The organism is Mesobacillus selenatarsenatis SF-1 (genome assembly GCF_000813125.1).
Taxonomy (GTDB): Bacteria; Bacillota; Bacilli; order Bacillales; family Cytobacillaceae; genus Mesobacillus; species Mesobacillus selenatarsenatis.
Genome location: NZ_BASE01000017.1, coordinates 74,948 through 97,532, shown reverse-complemented (window position 1 = coordinate 97,532; position 22,585 = coordinate 74,948). Strand labels below are relative to the sequence as shown.

Sequence of the window (22,585 nt, the reverse complement as noted above, 5' to 3'; positions counted from 1 at the left end):
AGGTTTAGAATTTGTTTATAATGTAGAATATGCATTCTGGGATATTTTCCTTGTTTTCGGACGCAAGGCCGGGTAAGGCCTGGAATAGAGAAAGGAAGTGCGGAGATTGAGTTTAAAACAATACTCAAAAGAAGAGCTTCAAGAAATGTCAATGATTGAAGTTGCCTTTGAAATTTTAAAAGAGAAAAAGCAGGCTGTTACATTTCAAGACCTTATGACGGAGATCAAGAAGGTCATGAAATTGGACGAGGCCGAAGTAACTGAAAAAATGGTTCAGTTCTATACAGATATAAACATAGATGGACGTTTCATGTCCCAGAGCGAAAGCCGTTGGGGACTGCGCGTTTGGTATCCTGTTGACCAAATGGAAGAAGATAATGTCACGACAGTCAAGCCGAAGAAGAAGAAAGCCAAGAAGGCTGTCGATGAGGATGACCTCGATCTTGACGAATTCGATGAAATCGATGAGGAAGATCTTGACTTCGATGATGACATCGACGAATTTGATGAAGATGACGACGATGATCTCGATGATGACGATGATGATGAAGACTTCGATGAGGATATTGAAGACACTGATGACTTCGAAGACGAAGATGAGTTATTAGAAGACGAAGAAGAAGATCTTCCACTCGAAGACGAAGATGCGGAAGAGGACGAAGAACAGTAATTAACAGCTTGACTTTTACCAGGACCGGCTGTAGAATACTTTTTGGGCTCCTTAAAAAAGGACGATTATGTAAAACATTTACAAAACGCTCCCCATACTCTGTATGTGGGGCGTTTTTTTTATTTTGTCCAGATAGCTGAAAAACCCCTAATGGAATAGGTTTGCATGCGGTAATGCAGGCCGATGAAACAGTTAAAAAATTTATTAATAAATCAATTAAACAGGTACATATTGTACAAACTGTTTGATGAGGGGGATTACACAAATGGCAAAGTATATTTTTGTAACAGGCGGCGTAGTTTCGTCATTAGGTAAGGGGATCACGGCAGCATCTCTTGGAAGATTGCTGAAAAACAGGGGCATGGACGTAACGATCCAGAAATTCGATCCATATATCAACGTGGACCCAGGGACTATGAGCCCTTACCAGCATGGTGAAGTATTCGTTACAGACGATGGAGCTGAAACGGATTTGGATCTTGGCCACTACGAGCGCTTCATCGATATTAACCTAAATAAGTACTCAAACGTGACCACAGGAAAAATCTACTCGACTGTCTTGAAAAAAGAACGCCGCGGTGACTACCTTGGCGGAACAGTTCAGGTTATTCCGCATATCACGAATGAAATCAAAGACCGTGTATTCCGTGCTGGCAAAGAAACGGGAGCAGACGTGGTCATCACCGAAATCGGCGGTACAGTAGGGGACATCGAATCATTGCCTTTCCTTGAAGCAATCCGTCAGATTAAGAACGATGTTGGTCGTGACAATGTCATGTATATCCACTGTACGTTAGTTCCTTACATCAAGGCTGCAGGCGAAATGAAGACGAAGCCAACCCAGCACAGCGTAAAAGAACTTCGCAGCCTCGGCATCCAGCCAAACATCATCGTTCTTCGTACAGAAATGCCGATTTCACAAGACATGAAAGACAAGATTGCTCTTTTCTGTGACATCGATAAGGAAGCGGTAATCGAAGCGGCAGATGCGGATACATTATATTCAATCCCACTTGCCCTGCAGGACCAGAAGATGGATCAGCTAGTTTGCGATCACTTCAAGCTAGATTGCGGCGAAGCGGACATGACAGAATGGAATGCGCTAGTTGAAAAAGTAACGCATCTTTCAGGTAAAACGAGAATTGCTCTTGTTGGTAAATATGTTGAGCTTCAAGACGCTTACATTTCAGTAGTTGAATCATTGAAGCATGCTGGATACGCATTTGACAGTGATATCGAAATCAAGTGGGTCAACTCTGAGGAAGTTACAGAAGAAAATGTCGTTGAATTGCTGAATGACGTAGACGGAATCCTGGTTCCAGGCGGATTCGGTGACCGCGGTATCGAAGGGAAAATTCTTGCGACCAAATACGCTCGTGAGAACAAAGTGCCGTTCTTCGGTATTTGCCTGGGCATGCAGCTTGCATCCGTTGAATTTGCACGCCACGTACTTGGCTTGAAAGACGCTCACTCTGCGGAAATCATGCCAAGCACGCCATACCCGATCATCGACCTTCTACCAGAACAGAAAGATATCGAAGATCTAGGCGGAACTCTACGTCTTGGACTATATCCATGTAAGCTTGGTGAAGATACAAAAGCCTTCGCTGCGTACAACGACGATTTGATCTATGAGCGCCACCGCCACCGCTACGAGTTCAACAATGAATACCGCCAGGCAATGGAAAAAGAAGGATTCATTTTCTCTGGGACTAGCCCCGATGGCCGTTTGGTGGAAATCATCGAGCTTAAAGATCACCCATGGTTCCTTGCATCTCAGTTCCACCCGGAATTCACATCAAGACCAACACGCCCGCAGCCATTATTTAGGGACTTCATTGAAGCATCAATCAAGTCAAGTAAGTAATAGGCGGGAAAATAGCAAAAAGCCGGTAAAAAATCACCGGCTTTTTTGCGTTTATATGGATTTTTTAAGAGAGCCAGTTCAGTTAGTACTCCTCTAAAATTTCCTCTATCGTGAACTTCAAGCCGAAGAAAATGTATAATGCGACGATGGAAGTAGGATAGCCGACTCTGTTGCCCATTTCATCAGGCAGAAGTCCTTTTTTCAATCTTAAATCGATGTGTACGTCAGCCAGAGTATTCAGGCCTGCGGCTTCATTTTCACCGCGGACCGTGGAGATAGCCACGAATGGAATCCCTTTTTCCTGCAAATCACGCGCTGCTCCGACAGCCTCTTCGTCATCTGCATAACGGCTTACAACCAGAACTCGGTCAGCAGCCTCAAGTTCCACGTCCTCTGTGAAAATCGCCGCAGATTGCAATGGTTCCTCACCATAAACCGCTTCAAGGGCTACAGCCTGCATCTCCTTCGTACCGAAAATATAAACAGTTCCCTCGCCAGCTGCAGCCTGTGCAAGCAGACGCGCTCCGTCCTCTATCGAAAATTCTTCTTTTTCCTGAAGTCTGTTGAACAAACCTGTCAGCTGTGTCGAAAACATTTTTAACATAACAGCACCTCCGTTTTTGCCAATACTGATTATAAGGTACTACAATGGAAATGAAAAAGCATCTGTCGAAAAATAAGTTTGAAAATATGGGAGGAATTTCAAGCTTTTTAACGAATTGTGTAAATGGGGATAAGACGAAACCATTTCCTGTATAAACACATTTAACAATATACTACATTTATTAGGGGGAAGAGGCGGCATGAAAGAAAAAATACTAATTGTAGACGACCAGTTTGGCATCAGAATTCTACTTAATGAAGTGCTGCAAAAAGAAGGTTATCAAACGTATCAAGCTGCAAATGGCGTCCAGGCCCTGGATATCGTTAAAAAGCATCCACCAGATCTAGTTCTTTTGGACATGAAGATCCCTGGTATGGATGGAATTGAAATTTTAAAAAGAATGAAAGTAATCGACCCTGATATCCGCGTCATCATCATGACCGCTTACGGCGAGCTTGATATGATTCAGGAAGCCATGGATCTGGGTGCGCTGACCCACTTCGCAAAACCATTCGATATTGATGACATTCGTGCAGCAGTTAAAAAATATTCGCAAACCGTTTCTTAAATTAAAAACAGCTTACATAGAAATGTCCTCTCGAATTTTCGGAGGGCATTTCCTTTTAAAAAGCAGGTAAAAACTGAGTTTACAGACTAGTTAAATTATTGGTAACGCTTGCTTTATAGCATTTTTATGACACTTTTAAAAACAAGGCTTGAACAATGGTAATTCTGATTTTCTTTTGGTATGATACTTATGAATTCCACAGGATCATTCGTTTTGATGAATGCCATCTCGGGTACATAATCAAAAGCAGAGAAGGAAAACCTTTAAAATGGTAGCATTGTCAAAATGAAAATTGATCATAACGAAGGAGGAAAAAATATGCCTTTAGTTTCAATGACTGAAATGCTGAAAAAAGCGAATGCGGAAGGCTACGCTGTTGGGCAATTTAACTTAAATAACCTTGAATTTACTCAAGCGATCCTTCAGGCTGCAGAAGCTGAAAAATCGCCAGTTATCCTTGGTGTTTCCGAAGGCGCTGCACGTTACATGGGCGGCTTCAAAACAGTAGTGAAAATGGTAGAAGGATTGATGGAGGACTACAAAACAACAGTTCCTGTCGCAATTCACTTAGACCATGGTTCAAGCTACGAAAAATGTAAAGAAGCTATCGATGCAGGTTTCACATCTGTTATGATCGATGCTTCACACGGTCCTTTCGAAGAGAATGTTTCAACAACTTCAAAGGTTGTAGAATACGCTCATTCAAAAGGTGTTTCTGTCGAAGCTGAATTAGGAGTAGTCGGAGGACAGGAAGATGATGTCGTTGCTGATGGCGTTATCTATGCTGATCCTAAAGAGTGTGAAGAACTTGTTCAACGCACTGGCATCGACTGCCTGGCTCCTGCACTTGGATCTGTACACGGCCCTTACAAAGGCGAACCAAACCTTGGTTTCAAGGAAATGGAAGAAATCAACAAGACTGCTGGCGTACCATTAGTATTGCACGGCGGAACTGGAATCCCTACAAAAGACATCCAGAAAGCTATTTCTTTCGGTACTGCTAAAGTAAACGTAAATACTGAAAACCAAATCGCTTCTGCTAAAGCAGTTCGTGAAACTCTTGCTGCAAAGCCTGAAGAATACGATCCACGTAAATACCTAGGACCAGCTCGCGACGCGATCAAGGAAACTGTCATCGGCAAAATTCGCGAATTTGGTTCTTCTAATAAAGCGTAATAGCATTAAAATTTTGTTATAATTAAAACCGCCTTACAATAAGGCGGTTTTTGTCCATTTATATCAGACTGAAAATTTTGTCGACTGGAGGCGTTTACAAATGAAGTTTTTTATCGATACTGCGAATATGGAAGAAATTCGTGAGGCCTATACACTGGGAATTTTATCAGGGGTTACAACGAATCCTTCACTAGTAGCAAAAGAAAAGAATGTAAAGTTTGAAGACCGCTTGAAGGAAATCACTGAATTAGTTCCTGGTTCCGTCAGCGCAGAAGTCATCGCACTAGATGCAGAAGGCATGATCAAAGAAGGGAAAGAGCTTGCTGCAATCGCTCCAAACATCACGATCAAAGTTCCGATGACCCCAGAAGGGTTGAAGGCCGTTTCGGTATTCTCAAAAGAGGGAATCAAGACGAATGTAACATTGGTCTTCAGTGCGAACCAGGCTTTACTTGCAGCCAGAGCAGGAGCTACATACGTTTCCCCATTCCTGGGCCGCCTGGATGATATCGGCCATAACGGACTCGACCTGATTTCAACGATTGCCGAAATCTTCACCATCCACGGAATCGACACAGAAATCATCGCCGCGTCCATCCGCCATCCACAACACGTAACAGACGCAGCACTAAGAGGAGCACACATCGCAACAGTACCATTCAAAGTAATCCAGCAAATGTTCAACCACCCACTAACAGACAAAGGAATCGAAGCATTCCTGAAAGACTGGGAATCACGCGGACAGTAATTTTTCCTTCTTTTAAGGAATGGGAAAAGCAAATTAATGATTTAAATCCAGTTGATTGAAGTGGAAGGCGCGCAGACTCCTCCGAAAATGCTAACGCATTTCCATCGTGCGTGGGCGAACTCGGATGAAGCCTATTCAAAGTCCTGCGGGATCAGCGGGACAGGTGAGACCCCGCAAGCGCTTTAGCGCTGAGGAGGCTCCCCGAGCTGCCCTAGGAAGAATTCGCTCATGAAAAAGCCGGCAGTTGGGCTTTTTCATAATTCTTCCCGCGGAAAGCGAAGCGCCTGGAACGGAAATCAACGACTAATTTCGGAGAGTCATTAATTTAAAATAATAGCTCTGAGATTCAGACGTCAGTGGGATTTACACAGAGATGGTCTCGGCAAACTGAGACCATCTTTATTAGGAAGTTTTACCCAATTTAAACTTTTTTGCATTTTATTACATGAATTTGGGAATATCGTGTAAACTAAAGGAATAGAAAACTCCCGGAATCTGAGTATTTTTAATGGAAAAATGTTCCTTATCGATTTCGGTAATTTAAATCTAAGTAGAGCCTATATCGGTCTTAGCTGTAATTGTTTGCAACTCCAGCTTGACCTTAATACATCACGGCTTAGAAGGGAGTCAAAAATGGAAAAGCTTAAGATTGCAGGCGGCTATCCTTTAAAAGGGACTGTTCGGGTCAGCGGTGCAAAAAACAGCGCAGTGGCCTTGATCCCAGCAACGATTTTAGCTGAATCGCCTGTGACCATTGAAGGTTTGCCGGATATTTCCGACGTTCATATGCTCAAGGACTTAATGGAGGAGATCGGCGGTTCTGTTGAATTCTCGAACAATGAAATGACGGTAGATCCGTCTTCCATGATTTCCATGCCTTTGCCGAATGGAAAAGTGAAAAAGCTGCGAGCTTCATACTATTTAATGGGAGCGATGCTGGGCCGTTTCAAAAAGGCTGTCATCGGACTGCCGGGCGGCTGCCATTTGGGCCCAAGGCCGATCGACCAGCATATAAAAGGATTCGAAGCGCTTGGCGCAAGCGTGACAAACGAACAAGGCGCGATTTACCTGCGTGCCGATGAGCTTCGCGGTGCCAGGATTTATCTTGACGTCGTAAGCGTTGGAGCAACAATCAACATCATGCTTGCCGCGGTCCGTGCAAAAGGGCGCACAATCATTGAAAATGCGGCAAAAGAGCCGGAAATCATTGATGTAGCGACCTTGCTCACAAATATGGGAGCGAAAATCAAAGGCGCAGGAACGGATGTCATCCGGATCGATGGCGTCGACGAGCTTCACGGCTGCCGTCACACGATCATTCCTGACCGCATCGAAGCAGGGACGTACCTTATTCTTGGTGCTGCCATTGGTGAAGGTGTAACAATAGATAATGTGATTCCGCAGCATATTGAGTCACTTGTGGCCAAGCTGAAGGAAATGGGTGCTCATATTGAAGCAAGTGACGAGCAAATTTATGTCGCACCAACTGAACGATACAAAGCAATCGATATTAAGACACTTGTTTACCCTGGTTTCCCAACCGATTTACAGCAGCCATTCACAGCGCTGCTGACAAGGGCAGAGGGCTCAAGTGTCGTGACAGATACGATTTATGGCGCCCGCTTCAAGCATATCGACGAGCTTAGAAGAATGAATGCCAATATTAAAGTCGAAGGCAGATCGGCAATCATCAGCGGTCCTGTCAAGCTGCAGGGAGCTAAAGTAAAGGCTAGTGACCTACGCGCCGGAGCTGCGCTTGTCATAGCCGGGCTGATGGCGGAAGGCGTCACCGAAATCACTGGTGTCGACCATATCGACCGCGGCTACAGCCATATTGTTGAAAAGCTAAATGGACTAGGTGCCACAATTTGGCGTGAAGATATGACATCTGAAGAGCAAGAAGAAGTGAAAAAATCATAAAAAGTATAGTACAATAGAGCTGTACAATACAAATAGTGGTGCTAATGCATATCAGAATCGCGAAATAGTATAACTTATTCAACTATCGATCAGCCAAGTATGGCAGTATCAAAGTTTCGCATCTTAAGTGGATCCGGAGACATAATCGACTAACGAGGAGAAAGTTGATTTGTGGTAACAGATTGGTTGAGAGGAACGCATTTTCGATAGGCATTAGCATCTTTCATGATTAGGGGATGATCATATGGAACGTAGCTTAACGATGGAACTGGTCCGCGTGACAGAGGCGGCGGCGCTTGCTTCAGCCCGCTGGATGGGACGCGGTAAAAAAGACGAAGCTGACGATGCTGCAACGTCGGCAATGAGAGATGTGTTTGACACCATCCCGATGAAAGGTACAGTCGTTATCGGTGAAGGGGAAATGGACGAAGCGCCGATGCTGTATATCGGTGAAAAGCTTGGGACAGGCTATGGCCCGCGTTTGGATGTCGCTGTCGATCCTTTGGAAGGAACGAACATTGTCGCATCTGGCGGCTGGAATGCCCTTGCAGTCCTTGCTGTGGCAGATAACGGTAATCTGCTTCACGCACCGGACATGTACATGGATAAACTTGCGGTAGGTCCTGAGGCTGTAGGAATGGTCGATATCAATGCTTCTGTTCTTGATAATCTGAAGGCCGTAGCAAAAGCGAAGAACAAGGATATTGAAGATGTTGTGGCTACGGTATTGAATCGTCCTCGCCATGAACATATCATTGCCCAGCTTCGTGAAGCAGGTGCAAGGATTAAATTGATCAATGACGGCGATGTAGCTGGCGCGATCAATACAGCGTTTGATACTACCGGCGTGGATATCCTGTTCGGTTCAGGCGGAGCACCTGAGGGTGTAATTGCAGCAGTAGCTCTGAAAAGCCTCGGCGGCGAAATCCAGGGTAGATTGCTACCGCAAAATGACGCAGAACTCGAGCGCTGCAAAAAAATGGGCATCGATGTCAATAAAGTCCTTCTTATGGAAGATTTCGTCCGCGGTGACGATGCAATTTTCGCTGCAACAGGCGTAACCGATGGTGAGTTGCTTAAAGGAGTCCAATTCAAAGGCTCTTACGGCTCAACCCATTCAGTCGTCATGCGTGCAAAATCAGGCACAGTCCGCTTCATTGAAGGACAGCACAGCCTAAAGAAAAAGCCGCACCTGGTAATGAAATAATACTTTTTTTATAAAAATTGAGTAAACCCTTACAAACATGCTCCCTTCACCGCATTCTATAGGTAAAGGGAGCTAATAAATAAAATGATTGATTATTTTTCCTATTTAAGGGTAAAATGAAAATTGTTTTAATAATCTTGTTGATTTAGATTAGGCACAAATAAGTTGTACACCTTCATTAATTCCTTCTTACAACCTTCAAAGGAAACTCATTTCTTCTTTTTCCATCCATACGCATTTATTCTTAATACATTTTTTTATGGGGGAAATCGAAATATTTTAAGGCGTGGTGACATTATGGAAGTAAATATTTCAAGCTTAGAAAATATGAAATTAAAAGAGCTTTATGAACTGGCAAAGGAATATAAAGTCTCTTACTACAGCAAATTATCGAAAAAAGAACTTATTTTTGCAATTCTTAAAGCTCGTGCGGAACAACAGGGTTATTTTTTCATGGAAGGTGTCCTGGAAATAATCCAGTCTGAAGGCTTTGGCTTCCTGCGCCCAATCAATTACTCGCCAAGCTCTGAGGATATCTATATCTCGGCTTCGCAGATCCGCCGTTTCGATTTAAGGAATGGGGATAAAGTATCGGGAAAGGTCCGTCCTCCTAAAGAGAACGAACGTTACTTCGGTTTGCTCCAGGTAGAGGCAGTCAATGGTGATGACCCTGAATCGGCGAAAGAAAGGGTTCACTTCCCGGGTTTGACTCCATTATATCCTGACCGCATGATGAAACTGGAGACAACCCATAAACATGTATCAACAAGAATCATGGATGTTATCGCTCCAGTCGGATTTGGCCAGCGCGGCCTGATCGTTGCACCGCCTAAGGCTGGTAAGACGATGCTTTTAAAAGAAATCGCCAACAGCATCACGACGAATCATCCTGAAGCAGAACTGATCGTGCTGTTGATCGATGAACGTCCGGAAGAGGTAACAGATATCGAACGTTCCGTTGCCGGTGATGTTGTCAGCTCAACTTTTGATGAAGTGCCTGAAAACCACATCAAGGTTGCCGAGCTTGTGCTTGAGCGTGCGATGCGCCTTGTTGAACATAAGCGTGATGTCATCATCCTGATGGACAGCATCACTCGTCTGGCTCGTGCGTACAACCTTGTCATCCCGCCAAGCGGACGTACATTGTCAGGTGGTATTGATCCTGCGGCATTCCACCGTCCGAAGCGCTTCTTCGGTGCTGCCCGTAATATCGAAGAAGGCGGCAGCTTGACGATCCTTGCGACTGCGCTTGTTGATACAGGATCACGTATGGATGATGTCATCTATGAAGAGTTCAAGGGTACAGGAAACATGGAACTACATCTTGACCGTTCACTTGCTGAAAGAAGAATCTTCCCTGCGATCGATATTCGCAGATCTGGAACTCGTAAAGAAGAACTTCTTATTCCCAAAGACCATCTGGACAAGCTATGGGCAATCCGCAAATCGATGTCGGATTCACCAGATTTCGCTGAAAAATTCCTGCGCAAGCTAAGGCTGTCCAAGTCAAATGAAGACTTCTTCGCCGTTCTTGGCGAGGAAATGAAGAGCAATAACAAGCGATCTTAATTCCAAATTATGGTTGTAAAATCTAACTTGAAATATACAGTTGGACTTGTTATAATGAGTGCAGTGTGTTTTTCCAATAACGGCCTAAGCCGTTGATTATAACTCTGTTTCGGATATGATTCAGGGCGGAAGGAGATGAAAAGAATGAAATCAGGAATTCATCCAAACTACAAAACAGTTAAGGTGACTTGCGCATGCGGAAACGAATTCGAAACTGGTTCTGTTAAGAACGAGATTCGCGTTGAAACTTGCTCTGAGTGCCACCCATTCTATACTGGACGTCAGAAGTTTGCTGAAGCTGGCGGACGTGTTGACCGCTTCAACAAGAAATACGGTCTTAAAAACAACCAGTAATAGTAATATAAGAAACGACCAAACAGGCAAGAAGCTTTGCGACTTGCCTGTTTTTTATTTTGCATTTTTTAAAAAAATTGCCTCTGTTTTGGGTACATAAATTTATTTTTGTGAACTTTATTAATGTGTCTGGATTCAGCATCTTTTTTTGTTATAATGGAAAAAGCTGAAAAAAGTGTCGAACTTTTAACCAGGCTTTTTTCGTACCTTTATGGCATGAAGAAGCCGTAAAAATACGAAAAAAGCTTACCTAGTAAGGTTATATGTATTAACCTTTGCTAGAAGTCTAGCTACAGCGCCTAGCCCCTCGAGTTGCTTCGGTCCGCCCAATGAAGTCAAAGAACGACTTCACCTGTCGGCCCTCCAGCGCTTGTCGGGGCTGAACAAGGCGCTTTCGCTATCTATTTTTCCAGCGAGGAAGGAGAGGCCGACCATGTACGTTATGAAACAAAGCGGTTGGATTGAATTGATCTGCGGCAGCATGTTTTCCGGTAAATCCGAAGAATTGATCCGCCGCGTGCGCAGAACTCAATTTGCCAAGCAAAAAATTGCTGTATTCAAGCCTGCGATTGATAACCGCTACAGCGAAGAATCGGTTGTATCACACAACGGAACTGCAGTTACTGCAAAGCCTATTGCCAACTCTATTGATATTTTCAAGCATATCAACCCTGAAATTGATGTCATTGCCATTGATGAAGTGCAATTTTTTGACAATGAAATCCTGCAGGTGATCCAGCATCTTGCAGACAGCGGCTACCGCGTCATCGTTGCAGGACTTGACCAGGATTTCCGCGGAGAGCCATTCGGCCAGATGCCTGCGTTGATGGCCGTTGCAGAAAATGTGACCAAGCTTCAGGCTGTGTGTGCGGTATGTGGCTCGCCATCTAGCCGAACACAGCGTTTGATCAACGGCAAGCCAGCCTCTTATGATGATCCAGTCATTCTCGTTGGTGCGTCCGAATCGTACGAGCCACGATGCAGACACCATCATGAAGTTCCAAAATCACCAAATGAGCTTAAGATCGAGAAAACGACTGAAAGCTTAACATAATGTAGTTGAATCCTCCCGAGTGCGGGGGGATTTTTTTGTTGTCTTGCAGGGTTAACAATTCCCTGATATTGGATGAACGTGCAATTACGTCATATAATGGTGCAATTATGACAATGGACGGTGCAATTAATGCTTCCTAACGTGCAATTATTACTCTTGAATGTGCAATTGGAGGGGCTGAGTAAGAGAATAATTTTTCCAGTTGCTGATTTTTCTTGAAAAATGTTGATTTAGAAGCTCAACAATACTGTTTCGATGCATTTCAACAGCTTTTTGGGGCAACCTAACAGCGGGAGGTGCCATAATTTGAAAAAATTACTCATGTTGTTTGTGCTTGCGATGGTTATAGTTTCAGGATGTGGCCAGGATAATACAGATTCAGTCTATGATAAGGATGAAGACCAGGCTGGCGTGGACCTGAATAGGGATCATGACGGTGTCCGCGAAGGAGATGGCCCCAATTTCACGAGGGATCAGGATGACGGCATGACAATGACCGATCAAAACCCGAATTTGCTGAATACCGATAACGAAAACCACCATAGTTTTTCCCAGGATGTCCAAAAAGCAAAGGACGTCATTTCTGATGCTGGCTATGAACCGGGCTCCATCTGGATCAACGGCGGCGAAATGAACGTAACCGCACAACTTCAAGGGCGCGTAACCAGAAAAGACCGTGAAAACGCCCAAAAGACATTGCAGGAAAAGCTGTCAAGAGCATTGCCACGCTATGATATTAATGTTGATATTGAATAAAGTTTTTGCAGCTCCACAGCATGCTCATTAAAGGGCATGCTATTTTTCTTTATACATACGATGTCTGCACCAGTCGCTTGCGAAAAGATTGTTAAGCTTATTGAGTCTATCTACAGCGCTAATCGGGGCTGAACAAGGCGCTTCCGCTTTTCTATTCACAATGGCTTTGACTGAGGGTGTCACCTATACTATAATTAGAATGTTATGCTATGTAATCATACTTATTGAATTAACGAGCCTGTTGCGGAAATACACAGGTGAAAATAGAGTAAATAAAACTTTTTTAATCCATTTTAGAGGATATTAAAATAGAGGTGAGTGTCCGTGTTTGATCGTCTTCAAGCAGTTGAGGATCGTTATGAAAGATTGAATGAGCTATTGAGTGACCCGGAAGTTGTCAATGATTCCAAAAAGCTACGCGAGTATTCAAAGGAGCAGTCTGACATCCAGGAAACAGTCATGGCTTATCGTGAATATAAGGAAATTAAAGAACAGCTGACAGAAGCAAAAGCGATGCTCGAGGATAAGCTTGATGCTGACATGCGCGAGATGGTAAAGGAAGAAATTTCTGAGCTTGAGCCACAAATCGAAGAGCTTGAAGCTCGCATCAAGCTTCTGCTTATCCCTAAAGACCCTAATGATGACAAAAACGTTATCATGGAAATCCGTGGCGCTGCAGGCGGCGATGAAGCTGCACTGTTTGCCGGGGACCTTTACAGGATGTACAGCCGTTATGCTGAATCACAGGGCTGGAAAACAGAAGTCATTGATGCCAGCACGACAGGCGTAGGCGGTTTTAAAGAAATCATCTTTATGATCAATGGTAATGGCGCTTATTCTAAAATGAAGTTCGAAAACGGCGCACACCGTGTACAGCGTGTTCCGGAAACAGAATCTGGCGGCCGCATCCATACTTCCACAGCTACTGTTGCATGTCTTCCTGAAGCTGAGGAAGTAGAAGTCGAGCTGCACGATAAAGATATCCGCTTTGATGCATTTGCATCCAGTGGTGCCGGCGGACAGTCTGTTAACACGACAATGTCAGCTGTACGTCTGACGCATATTCCTACTGGAATTGTTGTATCGTGCCAGGATGAAAAATCACAGCATAAAAACAAAGACAAGGCGATGAAAGTACTTCGGGCCCGTGTTTATGACAAGTTCCAGCAGGAAGCACAGGCGGAGTATGACCAGGTCCGTAAATCAGCTGTAGGTACAGGAGACCGCTCAGAGCGGATTCGTACGTACAACTTCCCGCAAAACCGCGTGACCGATCACCGTATCGGCCTGACGATCCAAAAGCTTGACCAGATCCTACAGGGCAAGATGGATGAGATCGTCGAAGCGCTAATTATGGAAGATCAATCTCAAAGACTTGAGAGTGCGAACAATGATTAATGTGAAAATATTTGAAGCCCTCAATTGGGCTTCTTCTTTTTTAAAAGAACATAATCGTGAGGAGTTTGCCGGTGAGCTTATGCTGCGGCACCATTCTGGCCTGTCCCGTACATCAATGCTTGCGATGATGCGCGACGATCTTGATGGCGAGGTGTGGATCGAGTTTCAGGCTGCTGTAAAAAGGCATGCAGATGGCGAGCCAATACAATATATCATTGGCTCAGAGGAGTTTTACGGCCGCCGCTTCAACGTAAATGAGCATGTGCTGATTCCCCGGCCGGAAACGGAAGAACTTGTTTATGGAACCCTGCAGCGACTGGATAGGCTTTTTGCGGAGAGTGATCAAATAGACCTTGTTGATGTCGGCACCGGGAGCGGTGCAATATCGATAACGTTGAAGTTGGAAAAATCGGCTCTAAAGGTGACAGCTACCGACCTATCTGATGATGCCCTTGAGATGGCGCGGAAAAATGCCAGCGAGCTTGGCGCGGAAATCGAATTTATTCAGGGCGACCTTTTGCAGCCGCTTATTTTACAGGGCAAAAAGGTTGATGCCGTCATTTCCAACCCTCCATATATCCCGGTTGCTGATCAAGAGTGGATGTCCGATATCGTGACGGAACACGAGCCTCATATGGCGCTTTTTGCAGGCGAAGATGGACTGGACCTGTATCGGCGGTTCATGGAGGAACTTCCAATGGTATTGAAGGAGAAGGCATTGGTCGGCTTTGAAATCGGCGCTGGCCAGGGCGAAGCAGTACGTTCGCTTCTGGAAAAAACCTTCCCGCATGCCAAGGTAGAAGTTGTTTTTGATATTAATGGCAAGGACCGGATGGTGTTTGCGGAAATGGACTCCTAAAAAAGGGGTCCAATTTTTTTCAAAATTACTAGTTTAAGAATCTATCAATCTGTCCACACTGTGACTAGTGAAGGGACGGTGCGAAAGATGATGATGAAAAAATCAGCAGCTATTTTATACATATTCTTATTATGTGCAGGTACTATTTTAAGTTTATATACACCAAAAAACGAAGTGACCGCGAAGGAAGCGATGGTCATCCCGAACGAGGCGATTCGCCTGAGGATCCTTGCTGACAGCGATCTGGAAAAGGACCAGAATATCAAACGCCTGATCCGCGACGAAGTGAATAAAGAGATCACGAAATGGGTCCAGGAGCTGACTTCAATCGAGGCTGCTCGGGAAGTCATCAAATCCAAGCTCCCAGAAATCCAGGCAATCGCTGAAAGAGTTGTCGCAGCTGAAGGTTCTAATCATTCTGTCAAAACTGAGTTTGACAAAGTGCAATTTCCTACTAAATTATATGGTCAGCTTCTCTATCCGGCAGGCGAGTACGAAGCGATCTTGATCACGATTGGTGAAGGCGAAGGCGCGAACTGGTGGTGCGTCCTGTACCCGCCACTATGCTTCCTTGATTTCTCAAACGGAGAAGCAACAAGCGAAGGCTTCGATGAAAACGACGACAAAGGCGATGTAAAAGCTGACGCTGAAGACGAGTCGGCCGATTCCAAGCTTGATGATGAAGAAAAAAGCAAAAAAGGCAAAAAAACAGTGTATGAAGGCGGCGAAGAAGAAGAAGTTGAGGTAACATTCTTCCTCGTCGAGATTTGGAATCGGATTTTCGGATAAAATAAGCCCCTGCACAGGTTGCAGGGGCTGTTTTTAGCTTAAAAATGGAATTATATTAGCGAATTTAAAGATAATTCGACCACATTTTAAATTATTCTGGCGGATATTTAAATAATTCAACCACATTTTGAATTAATTCGACCACTTTATCGAATAATTCGACCAACTGAGGATTATCCGCTCATGTTTGAGCTTCTATCGAGATGCTTGCGATTAATACGCTGCGATTAAATATTCTGCGCAAATCTTTCATCCGGAATCTTGTTGAGCATCACATAAAGTGTGACTGGCTCTGATCCAGTGTTTTTATAGGAAAGCTCTTCTGTTCCGCTCACATGCACGGTTTCGTTCGTTGCAGCTACTACTTCTTCACCGTCAATGGTAAAAGTGCCTTCGCCTTGCATCGTTAAAATGAACACTTCTGTACCTGGATGCGTGTGCTTTGGCAGCTCCTGGCCTGGCATGAAGTTCAGCAAAAACACTGTGCTTTCACCTTTTTTAAATATGATCCTCTTTGTAAAACGTTCCTCGCTGAATTCCTGGTATTGTGTTAATGACTGTTTTTCCATCATAAATTCCTCCTTATTGTCTGTTAATCATAATGGGTGCAATCTGGCTCAAACGCTCGAACAGGGCCTTTCCACCCTCAGTTTCGATTAAACCTGTTTCCGTAAGTGTTTCGTGCATCAGCTTCAGCCATGCCTGGGCGCGCACCGGTGTGATTTCGAATGGCATATGTCTCACTCTCATATTAGGCGGTCCAAATTCGTCGCTGTAAAGCGCGCCTCCGCCGGTCAGCTGCGTGAGGAACATCCACTGCTTCCGCTTGATTTCATCTATATCACCTTCGAACAACGGGCTGAGCTCCTCATTTTCATAAACCTTTGGATAAAATGTATCAACAATCTTGCGGATTGATTCATCTCCGCCAATCCGGTCATATATTGTTTTTATTTCCATGCCGTTCCCCCTTTTGAGAAAGGTTTTCAATTACTTGATTTTATTATACCCACATAAAATAAGCAGGATAGTGACTTAAATCACTCACTTATGAATTTTTCACTATGAGAAGCTAGGAAACATTAGCTAGCTTGTCTTAAGAAATACTTGGTAAAGAAGGAAAAATGACTGTGGGAATTTCCAAAAATATTACATTGTAGGAACAAGCATATTACATTCCCTTGATACTAGTTTTAGGTTAGGAGATTTCGGATATTCAAGGTAGTGTAACATCAAAACTTAGATTTCAAGGAGGATGAGTAAAATGGCTAAAAACAATAATAATGATAAGATGTCACGTGAAGAACGAGGACGCATGGGTGGCGAAGCTACAAGCCAAAACCATGGCAGCGATTTCTATCAGGAAATCGGCCGTAAAGGCGGCGAAGCAACTTCCAACAATCACGATCAAGATTTCTATCAGGAAATTGGCCGCAAAGGCGGAGAGGCTACTGCTGAGAGCCATGACAGCGAATTCTACCAGGAAATCGGAAAAAAAGGTGGCGAATCAACCTCTGAAAGCCACGACAAGAACTTCTATCAGGAGATCGGCCGCAAAGGCGGAGAAGCGACTTCTGAAAATCATGACCGCAGCTTCTATGAAGAAATCGGTGAAAAAGGCGGCAATGCCCGCAACAACAATAACAAATAATATGGCTTAGAAAGCCAGGATTTAAAAGGTGCACGGCAGCTTTCATTTAATGAAGGCTGCCGTGTTTTCTTTTTCTTTTTAAGTTCTACTTTTTCATATCTCTCATATTTATTTACTAGAATCTTATTTTTGAGGTGATAGATATGACATGGAAAATCAGAAGTGCGAATCTAGAGGATCTGCCAAAGTTGGAGGCATTTTTAACAGAAGCAGGAGTAAGCCCTGAAGGATTGAATGACTCCATCCAAAACTTTTCTTTGATGGAAAGTCAGCAAGGAGAGCTTAAGGCGTGCCTTGGAGTAGAACCGGTGGATAAAGCAGGACTGCTTCGCTCGTTTGTCGTTTCCCCGCAAATTGGCCAGCCTGATTTGATGCTTCTTTTTAAACGGGCATTCCTGACCGCGAAAACCCAGGATTTGGACGAGCTTTACCTCGTTACTAACAAGATGAGCGCGGTCTCATTTTTCTCAAGTCTTGGTTTTGAGCTGGTTAACCAATCAGAGCTTCCAGATTCTCTTCTTGAAAAAAGCCATTTAAAACAAGTTCTAACTGTGGATAACTCCGCAATTATGAAAATAATTCTGTGAATTGTGGATTAATCCACAAAGTTATCCACGGTTTCGTTAAAATTATACACAATTTGTGGATAAAAACTTGTGTTCGCATGATTCTTCTTTTATACTTTCATAGAAATATACTAGTTTAGCGAGAATTAAAAGGTGGATGTACATGCAAACACAAATGTGGACAGTGGATAAGAATGTGGATAATTTAAAAACATATCCACATATCATCGAAGCTGCACAAAAACTGAAGCAAAATGAAGTAGTAGCTTTTCCGACAGAAACGGTTTATGGCCTCGGCGGCAACGCAGAAAATGATGAAGCCGTCTTGAAAATATTCGAAGCAAAAGGAAGACCTGGGGATAACCCGTTGATCGTGCATATTGCAAATCGTGAGCAGATTCATTCTTTTGTAAAAAAAATCCCTGATCAGGCAGCGGTTTTAATGGATGCCTTTTGGCCGGGACCATTGACGATTATCCTTGAAAAGAAAGAGGGTGCGCTTTCTGAAAAAGCAACTGCTGGGTTGTCCACAGTTGCCGTCAGGATGCCCGACCATCCGATAGCACTGGCGATTATCGAAGCATCCGGTTTGCCTCTGGCAGCCCCGAGCGCAAACCTGTCAGGCAAGCCGAGCCCGACGACTGCGAATCACGTTGCCGATGATTTGACGGGACGGATTTCCGGAATTGTCGATGGCGGAGCGACCGGAGTAGGCCTTGAATCAACAGTTGTTGATTGCACTGGTGAAATTCCTGCGATTTTAAGACCGGGCGGCGTAACAAAGGAACAACTCGAGGAAGTAGTTGGTGTAGTCACCGTCGATCCAGCCCTGAAAGATTCAAACCAGGCGCCAAAATCCCCGGGAATGAAATATCGTCACTATGCACCGAATGCACCATTTTATCTTGTTGAGGGAACTAGAGAAGAAATCCAGCAGCTTGTGAATGAAAAGCGGATGGAAAGCCTGAAAGTCGGCGTGATGACAACGAAGGAAAACCTTGAGTTTTATGATGCTGATATTGTGATACCCTGTGGCGAAAGAGCAAGACTCGAAACAGTCGCCGAAGCGCTCTATGATACACTCCGGGCCTTCAATAATGAAAATCTCGATATCATTTTCGGCGAAGTTTTTCCAGAACAAGGCGTAGGCCAGGCAATCATGAACCGGCTGTCAAAAGCCTCAGGACTTCCGATTATTGAAAAATAATATTTTACAGAGAAGCGCTTCAGTTGTTGGAGCGCTTTTTTTAGATTGAAGAACATTCTTAGTTTGAGAAAGACACTAGTTGAACTGAATTTAATTCCAGCTGAAGCAAATGACACTCCCTGAAAATATTCTTGTGGACAAAACTTCAAATCATTTCGAAACCTGAAAATTCCATACTTCTAAATCCCTTTGGACGTGCATATGCTGAATTAGCAAGTCCGAGGGGGCGAAGACATGACAGCAATAGCCGGCGAATTATTCACACTTATGTTGATGGCATTCGCGTTGGGAATGGATGCCTTTTCCGTTGGTCTCGGGATGGGCATGTTCAGACTGACGAAAAGGCATATATTTAAAATTGGCGTCACGATTGGTTTATTCCATGTGTGGATGCCGCTGCTTGGAATGGTGGCTGGGAGATTTTTGTCCGAGCAGTTCGGGGCAATAGCTGGATATATTGGCGGCCTGCTCTTGATCGTGCTGGGTGTCCAGATGATCTGGGCAAGCTTCAAGGAAGATGAGACAAGCGTGATTACCCCGGTTGGCAAGGGTTTATTTATTTTTGCCCTCAGCGTCAGCCTTGACAGTTTTTCAGTAGGACTGACACTTGGCATTTACGGCGCAAGGACACTCCTTGTACTGATTTGTTTCGGTGCAGCGGCAATGGTCCTTACGTGGGCGGGCCTCCTGGTTGGAAAAAGAGTGCAGGGTTGGCTTGGTACATACAGTGAGGCATTGGGTGGCAGTATCTTGCTCGCTTTCGGGCTGAAATTGCTTCTTCCTCTATAAAACTTTTTTAAGCACCTGCTCGTCAGGTGTATTTTTTATATAAAACTTTCATGCACCTGTCAGATGTTTTTTTTATATAGAACTTCCATGCGACAGCTCGTCAGGTGCATTTTTTATATAAAACTTTCATGCAACAGCTCGTCAGGTGCATTTTTTTTATAAAACTATTATGCACCTGCCAGGCAGGTGTATTTTTTCCTGTCTAGCAAAAATGAAAATGCTGAAAAATTATCATATAATGGATGAAAAGTTATTCACAGGAGGGACAAGCATGGCGCGGATCTTATTTGTATGCACCGGAAACACATGCCGCAGCCCGATGGCGGAAGCGATTTTAAAAAGCAAACAGCTGCCAGGAGTCGAGGTAAAATCGGCAGGAGTATATGCCCCGAATGGTGCGGAGGCTTCTGTCAACGCGAAGACCGTGCTCGAGGAAAACGATATCAGCCATGATCATCGCTCCTCGACGTTAACAAGGGAAGATATTGACTGGGCAACCCTTGTTCTGACGATGACACAGAGTCATAAAGGCTTAATCTTGAGCAATTATCCAGACGCTGCGGATAAAACTTTTACATTAAAAGAATTTGCTGATGAAAAGGGAAACCTGGATGTGGCAGACCCATTTGGCGGCAATGAACATATTTATCGAGAAGCTTTTAAAGAAATTCAAAAAAGTATCGAAAGAATCTTAGATAAAATCCGATAATACTCTTGAGGAAGTTTTTATTAATTTTCAGGGGGATTATCAGTGGGGTCTAAACGCAGCTACAAAATGGGATTAAGAAAGAAAATGGTCATGCTGACGACTGTGTTGGCGATCATCACTTATTCAACAAGCGCATTTTTTATTTATTTCCTTTATCCTTTTGTTCAAAATTTTTTAGAGATCAATTCGGTCGTTTATACGGTTGCCGTTCTAGCTATGGGGATTTTCTGGTCAGGCCTGCTTGCATATATGGCTGCCGGTTTGATTATCAAGCCGATGCAAAAGCTCGAGCAGTCTGCAATAAAAGCAGCGCAGGGCGAAATTGGCGAGGATGCGGAAGTTTCGAAATCAGATGACGAGATTCGCTCTTTGGGACTGGCTTTCAATAATATGCTCGCAAACCTGCGTGAAATGGTCAGCCAGATTGATAGTAACTTCAAAGAAACAAATGAAAAAGTCATCCAGATTTCCGGGCAATCAGCGCAAGCATCTGAGCAGGCGTCCATCATCTCGACAACGATCAAGGAAATTGCCGCTGGAGCGGATTCTTCGGCATTATCTACACAGACAACAGCTGAGTCTGTAGATGAAGTCATCCGAATTGCCGAGGATGTTCAGGAAAAAGCAAGGACATCTGAATTAATTTCAGTCGAAATGGTCAAAGACTTGCAGGAATCAAAGAATGCGATCCATTCACTGATTTCCGGCATCGAGACACTGGCAAATGACAACCGTGAATCACTTGGTACGGTAAAGCGATTGGAAGAGAACGCGACGAAAGTAGAGCAAATTATCCAGCTTGTTGGCGATATCGCTGCGCAAACGAATTTGCTCGCATTGAACGCATCGATTGAAGCAGCACGGGCTGGAGAGCACGGAAAAGGCTTTGCAGTCGTTGCTGAAGAAGTCAGGAAGCTTGCTGACCAGAGTGCTGGCGCGGTCCAAGGTATTTCAGAACTGATCCAGAACATCCAGTCTGAAGTCCAGAATGTGGTCGGCCAGATCAGCAGACAGGTTGAAACGGCGAACGGAGAAGCGAAAAAAGGCGAGAAAACGAACCAGGTTATCGACGCGATGACCTCAACGATTCATGAGATGGCAGACGTCATCCATACGATCGCCGCCCTTGTCGAAACACAAATGGAAACGATCCAGCACACATCAACCCAATCGCAGGAAATGGCAGCAATCGCAGAAGAAACATCCGCCGGAGCGATCAGCGTAGCATCAGCGGCTGAACAGCAGGCAGAAGTTATTTCTAATGTAGAAGACCTTGCTGTGGAATTGAAGAATCAAGCTGAAAAATTAAAAGGTACGATTACGAAGTTTTCGTTATAATTGTTGGACCACAGCTGGATGATGCTGTGGTTTTTAATTTTTTTACTGGAAAAAATGAAGCGGAATTTCCAGTTTGCTATAAAAACCAGAATTTCGCTATTAAAATGAAAAATTCGCTATAAAAAATGATTTTTCGCTATAAAATTTCAAATTTCGCTATTAAAAAGTTATTTTCGCTATAAAAACTAATTCCTTGCCAGAATTTATGGGACATAAGTGGCGGGATGGCAAAATATGACCCGTTTTCTTTATAAATTGAAGCGAATATGAGAAAATAACGGTAGATTTGATCGCCCCGCAAGCCGGGAATACATAGGAGGATTTTACAATGAAAGTTGCTATTGCTTCAGACCATGGCGGAGTGAATATCCGAGAAGAAATTAAGAGTTTGATGGACGAAATGAATATCCAGTACGAAGATTTCGGCTGCGAATGCGGTACATCTGTTGACTATCCGGACTATGCCCTTCCGGTTGCTGAGAAAGTGGCGAACGGAGAGTTCGATAAAGGAATCTTGATCTGCGGAACGGGCATTGGCATGAGCATTGCCGCAAACAAGGTAAAAGGCATTCGCTGCGCGCTCGTGCATGACCTATTCAGCGCAAAAGCGACACGCCAGCACAATGACAGCAATGTCCTTGCAATGGGCGAACGAGTAATCGGACCGGGACTGGCGCGAGAAATCGCAGCAGTTTGGCTTTCAGAAGAATATGAAGGCGGCCGCCACGAAAACCGCGTCGGTAAAATTAAGGAGTATGAAAATAAATAACTTCCAACCTAAGGACT

Annotated in this window: 24 protein-coding genes; 21 read left to right on the top strand and 3 right to left on the bottom strand. The window is 44.1% G+C overall.

The genetic code is table 11. From position 1 onward, the window contains the following. The first annotated feature begins 97 nt into the window (after positions 1-97). Both rpoE and pyrG read left to right on the top strand, forming a co-directional pair. Positions 98-670 carry a DNA-directed RNA polymerase subunit delta gene (rpoE, locus tag TY49_RS23815; protein WP_439646152.1) on the top strand — a complete coding sequence of 191 codons (573 nt, stop codon included), beginning with the start codon at positions 98-100 and terminating at the stop codon, positions 668-670. 265 nt (positions 671-935) lie between these two features. Further along, on the top strand, positions 936-2,537 hold the full coding sequence (pyrG, locus tag TY49_RS04140; protein ID WP_041964636.1) for a CTP synthase: 1,602 nt from the start codon (positions 936-938) through the stop codon (positions 2,535-2,537). 82 nt (positions 2,538-2,619) lie between these two features. Here pyrG and TY49_RS04135 read toward each other — a convergent pair whose 3' ends face one another. Further along, positions 2,620-3,141 (bottom strand): DUF2529 domain-containing protein, encoded by a 522-nt coding sequence (locus tag TY49_RS04135; RefSeq protein WP_041964635.1) that lies wholly within the window; start codon positions 3,139-3,141, stop codon positions 2,620-2,622. A 199-nt stretch (positions 3,142-3,340) separates the two neighbouring features. On the opposite strand from TY49_RS04135, the gene TY49_RS04130 reads away from it, so the two are divergent. From TY49_RS04130 to spoIIR, 12 genes are all read left to right on the top strand, one after another. Continuing rightward, positions 3,341-3,709 carry a response regulator gene (locus TY49_RS04130; protein WP_041964634.1) on the top strand — a complete coding sequence of 123 codons (369 nt, stop codon included), beginning with the start codon at positions 3,341-3,343 and terminating at the stop codon, positions 3,707-3,709. A 318-nt stretch (positions 3,710-4,027) separates the two neighbouring features. Next, on the top strand, positions 4,028-4,885 hold the full coding sequence (locus tag TY49_RS04125; RefSeq protein WP_041964633.1) for a class II fructose-bisphosphate aldolase: 858 nt from the start codon (positions 4,028-4,030) through the stop codon (positions 4,883-4,885). Between the two features lie 100 nt (positions 4,886-4,985). Further along, complete coding sequence (fsa, locus tag TY49_RS04120) at positions 4,986-5,633, top strand: fructose-6-phosphate aldolase (protein ID WP_041964632.1); 648 nt, start codon at positions 4,986-4,988, stop codon at positions 5,631-5,633. A 633-nt stretch (positions 5,634-6,266) separates the two neighbouring features. Further along, positions 6,267-7,553: a UDP-N-acetylglucosamine 1-carboxyvinyltransferase gene (murA, locus tag TY49_RS04115; protein ID WP_041964631.1), complete on the top strand. Its 1,287-nt coding sequence runs from the start codon at positions 6,267-6,269 to the stop codon at positions 7,551-7,553. A gap of 244 nt (positions 7,554-7,797) precedes the next feature. Then, entirely contained in the window at positions 7,798-8,760 is a 963-nt protein-coding gene (glpX, locus tag TY49_RS04110; protein WP_041964630.1) for a class II fructose-bisphosphatase, read from the top strand. 297 nt (positions 8,761-9,057) lie between these two features. Next, a complete protein-coding gene (gene rho / locus TY49_RS04105; RefSeq protein ID WP_041964629.1) occupies positions 9,058-10,329 on the top strand; it encodes a transcription termination factor Rho in 1,272 nt (423 codons plus the stop codon). 144 nt (positions 10,330-10,473) lie between these two features. Continuing rightward, positions 10,474-10,683 carry a 50S ribosomal protein L31 gene (rpmE, locus tag TY49_RS04100; protein ID WP_041964628.1) on the top strand — a complete coding sequence of 70 codons (210 nt, stop codon included), beginning with the start codon at positions 10,474-10,476 and terminating at the stop codon, positions 10,681-10,683. A 433-nt stretch (positions 10,684-11,116) separates the two neighbouring features. Continuing rightward, positions 11,117-11,737: a thymidine kinase gene (locus TY49_RS04095; RefSeq protein WP_041964627.1), complete on the top strand. Its 621-nt coding sequence runs from the start codon at positions 11,117-11,119 to the stop codon at positions 11,735-11,737. A 306-nt stretch (positions 11,738-12,043) separates the two neighbouring features. Further along, entirely contained in the window at positions 12,044-12,493 is a 450-nt protein-coding gene (locus TY49_RS23810; RefSeq protein WP_052442081.1) for a hypothetical protein, read from the top strand. 324 nt (positions 12,494-12,817) lie between these two features. Next, entirely contained in the window at positions 12,818-13,891 is a 1,074-nt protein-coding gene (gene prfA, locus TY49_RS04085) for a peptide chain release factor 1 (protein ID WP_041964626.1), read from the top strand. Continuing rightward, positions 13,884-14,750 (top strand): peptide chain release factor N(5)-glutamine methyltransferase, encoded by an 867-nt coding sequence (prmC, locus tag TY49_RS04080; RefSeq protein WP_269745708.1) that lies wholly within the window; start codon positions 13,884-13,886, stop codon positions 14,748-14,750. Before prfA ends, prmC begins: the two co-directional genes overlap by 8 nt. Positions 14,751-14,840: 90 nt before the next feature. Next, positions 14,841-15,539 carry a stage II sporulation protein R gene (gene spoIIR / locus TY49_RS04075; protein WP_198135584.1) on the top strand — a complete coding sequence of 233 codons (699 nt, stop codon included), beginning with the start codon at positions 14,841-14,843 and terminating at the stop codon, positions 15,537-15,539. A gap of 227 nt (positions 15,540-15,766) precedes the next feature. Here spoIIR and TY49_RS04070 read toward each other — a convergent pair whose 3' ends face one another. Continuing rightward, positions 15,767-16,111: a cupin domain-containing protein gene (locus TY49_RS04070; protein ID WP_369389250.1), complete on the bottom strand. Its 345-nt coding sequence runs from the start codon at positions 16,109-16,111 to the stop codon at positions 15,767-15,769. 10 nt (positions 16,112-16,121) lie between these two features. Then, positions 16,122-16,499, bottom strand: coding sequence for a globin domain-containing protein (locus tag TY49_RS04065; RefSeq protein ID WP_041964624.1), 378 nt, complete (start codon positions 16,497-16,499; stop codon positions 16,122-16,124). A gap of 304 nt (positions 16,500-16,803) precedes the next feature. Between TY49_RS04065 and TY49_RS04060 the strand changes: the two genes are divergently transcribed. From TY49_RS04060 to rpiB, 7 genes are all read left to right on the top strand, one after another. Beyond that, positions 16,804-17,190, top strand: coding sequence for a KGG domain-containing protein (locus TY49_RS04060; protein WP_041964623.1), 387 nt, complete (start codon positions 16,804-16,806; stop codon positions 17,188-17,190). 143 nt (positions 17,191-17,333) lie between these two features. Then, positions 17,334-17,777 carry a GNAT family N-acetyltransferase gene (locus TY49_RS04055; RefSeq protein WP_041964622.1) on the top strand — a complete coding sequence of 148 codons (444 nt, stop codon included), beginning with the start codon at positions 17,334-17,336 and terminating at the stop codon, positions 17,775-17,777. A 142-nt stretch (positions 17,778-17,919) separates the two neighbouring features. Then, positions 17,920-18,963, top strand: coding sequence for an L-threonylcarbamoyladenylate synthase (locus tag TY49_RS04050; RefSeq protein WP_041964621.1), 1,044 nt, complete (start codon positions 17,920-17,922; stop codon positions 18,961-18,963). Positions 18,964-19,197: 234 nt separating this feature from the next. After that, positions 19,198-19,752 (top strand): manganese efflux pump MntP, encoded by a 555-nt coding sequence (locus tag TY49_RS04045; protein ID WP_041964620.1) that lies wholly within the window; start codon positions 19,198-19,200, stop codon positions 19,750-19,752. 271 nt (positions 19,753-20,023) lie between these two features. Beyond that, complete coding sequence (locus TY49_RS04040) at positions 20,024-20,461, top strand: low molecular weight protein arginine phosphatase (protein ID WP_041964619.1); 438 nt, start codon at positions 20,024-20,026, stop codon at positions 20,459-20,461. A 42-nt stretch (positions 20,462-20,503) separates the two neighbouring features. Further along, positions 20,504-21,799: a methyl-accepting chemotaxis protein gene (locus TY49_RS04035; RefSeq protein ID WP_041964618.1), complete on the top strand. Its 1,296-nt coding sequence runs from the start codon at positions 20,504-20,506 to the stop codon at positions 21,797-21,799. Positions 21,800-22,127: 328 nt separating this feature from the next. After that, on the top strand, positions 22,128-22,568 hold the full coding sequence (rpiB, locus tag TY49_RS04030; RefSeq protein ID WP_041964617.1) for a ribose 5-phosphate isomerase B: 441 nt from the start codon (positions 22,128-22,130) through the stop codon (positions 22,566-22,568). The last annotated feature ends 17 nt before the right edge of the window (positions 22,569-22,585 follow it).

Excerpts from the sequence above, each read along its gene's own strand:
- pyrG (WP_041964636.1), top strand. The coding sequence starts at position 936 with ATGGCAAAGTATATTTTTGTAACAGGCGGCGTAGTTTCGTCATTAGGT.
- TY49_RS04135 (WP_041964635.1), bottom strand. The coding sequence starts at position 3,141 with ATGTTAAAAATGTTTTCGACACAGCTGACAGGTTTGTTCAACAGACTT.
- TY49_RS04130 (WP_041964634.1), top strand. The coding sequence starts at position 3,341 with ATGAAAGAAAAAATACTAATTGTAGACGACCAGTTTGGCATCAGAATT.
- TY49_RS04125 (WP_041964633.1), top strand. The coding sequence starts at position 4,028 with ATGCCTTTAGTTTCAATGACTGAAATGCTGAAAAAAGCGAATGCGGAA.
- fsa (WP_041964632.1), top strand. The coding sequence starts at position 4,986 with ATGAAGTTTTTTATCGATACTGCGAATATGGAAGAAATTCGTGAGGCC.
- murA (WP_041964631.1), top strand. The coding sequence starts at position 6,267 with ATGGAAAAGCTTAAGATTGCAGGCGGCTATCCTTTAAAAGGGACTGTT.
- glpX (WP_041964630.1), top strand. The coding sequence starts at position 7,798 with ATGGAACGTAGCTTAACGATGGAACTGGTCCGCGTGACAGAGGCGGCG.
- rho (WP_041964629.1), top strand. The coding sequence starts at position 9,058 with ATGGAAGTAAATATTTCAAGCTTAGAAAATATGAAATTAAAAGAGCTT.
- rpmE (WP_041964628.1), top strand. The coding sequence starts at position 10,474 with ATGAAATCAGGAATTCATCCAAACTACAAAACAGTTAAGGTGACTTGC.
- TY49_RS04095 (WP_041964627.1), top strand. The coding sequence starts at position 11,117 with ATGTACGTTATGAAACAAAGCGGTTGGATTGAATTGATCTGCGGCAGC.
- prmC (WP_269745708.1), top strand. The coding sequence starts at position 13,884 with ATGATTAATGTGAAAATATTTGAAGCCCTCAATTGGGCTTCTTCTTTT.
- spoIIR (WP_198135584.1), top strand. The coding sequence starts at position 14,841 with ATGATGAAAAAATCAGCAGCTATTTTATACATATTCTTATTATGTGCA.
- TY49_RS04070 (WP_369389250.1), bottom strand. The coding sequence starts at position 16,111 with ATGATGGAAAAACAGTCATTAACACAATACCAGGAATTCAGCGAGGAA.
- TY49_RS04065 (WP_041964624.1), bottom strand. The coding sequence starts at position 16,499 with ATGGAAATAAAAACAATATATGACCGGATTGGCGGAGATGAATCAATC.
- TY49_RS04060 (WP_041964623.1), top strand. The coding sequence starts at position 16,804 with ATGGCTAAAAACAATAATAATGATAAGATGTCACGTGAAGAACGAGGA.
- TY49_RS04055 (WP_041964622.1), top strand. The coding sequence starts at position 17,334 with ATGACATGGAAAATCAGAAGTGCGAATCTAGAGGATCTGCCAAAGTTG.
- TY49_RS04050 (WP_041964621.1), top strand. The coding sequence starts at position 17,920 with ATGCAAACACAAATGTGGACAGTGGATAAGAATGTGGATAATTTAAAA.
- TY49_RS04045 (WP_041964620.1), top strand. The coding sequence starts at position 19,198 with ATGACAGCAATAGCCGGCGAATTATTCACACTTATGTTGATGGCATTC.
- TY49_RS04040 (WP_041964619.1), top strand. The coding sequence starts at position 20,024 with ATGGCGCGGATCTTATTTGTATGCACCGGAAACACATGCCGCAGCCCG.
- rpiB (WP_041964617.1), top strand. The coding sequence starts at position 22,128 with ATGAAAGTTGCTATTGCTTCAGACCATGGCGGAGTGAATATCCGAGAA.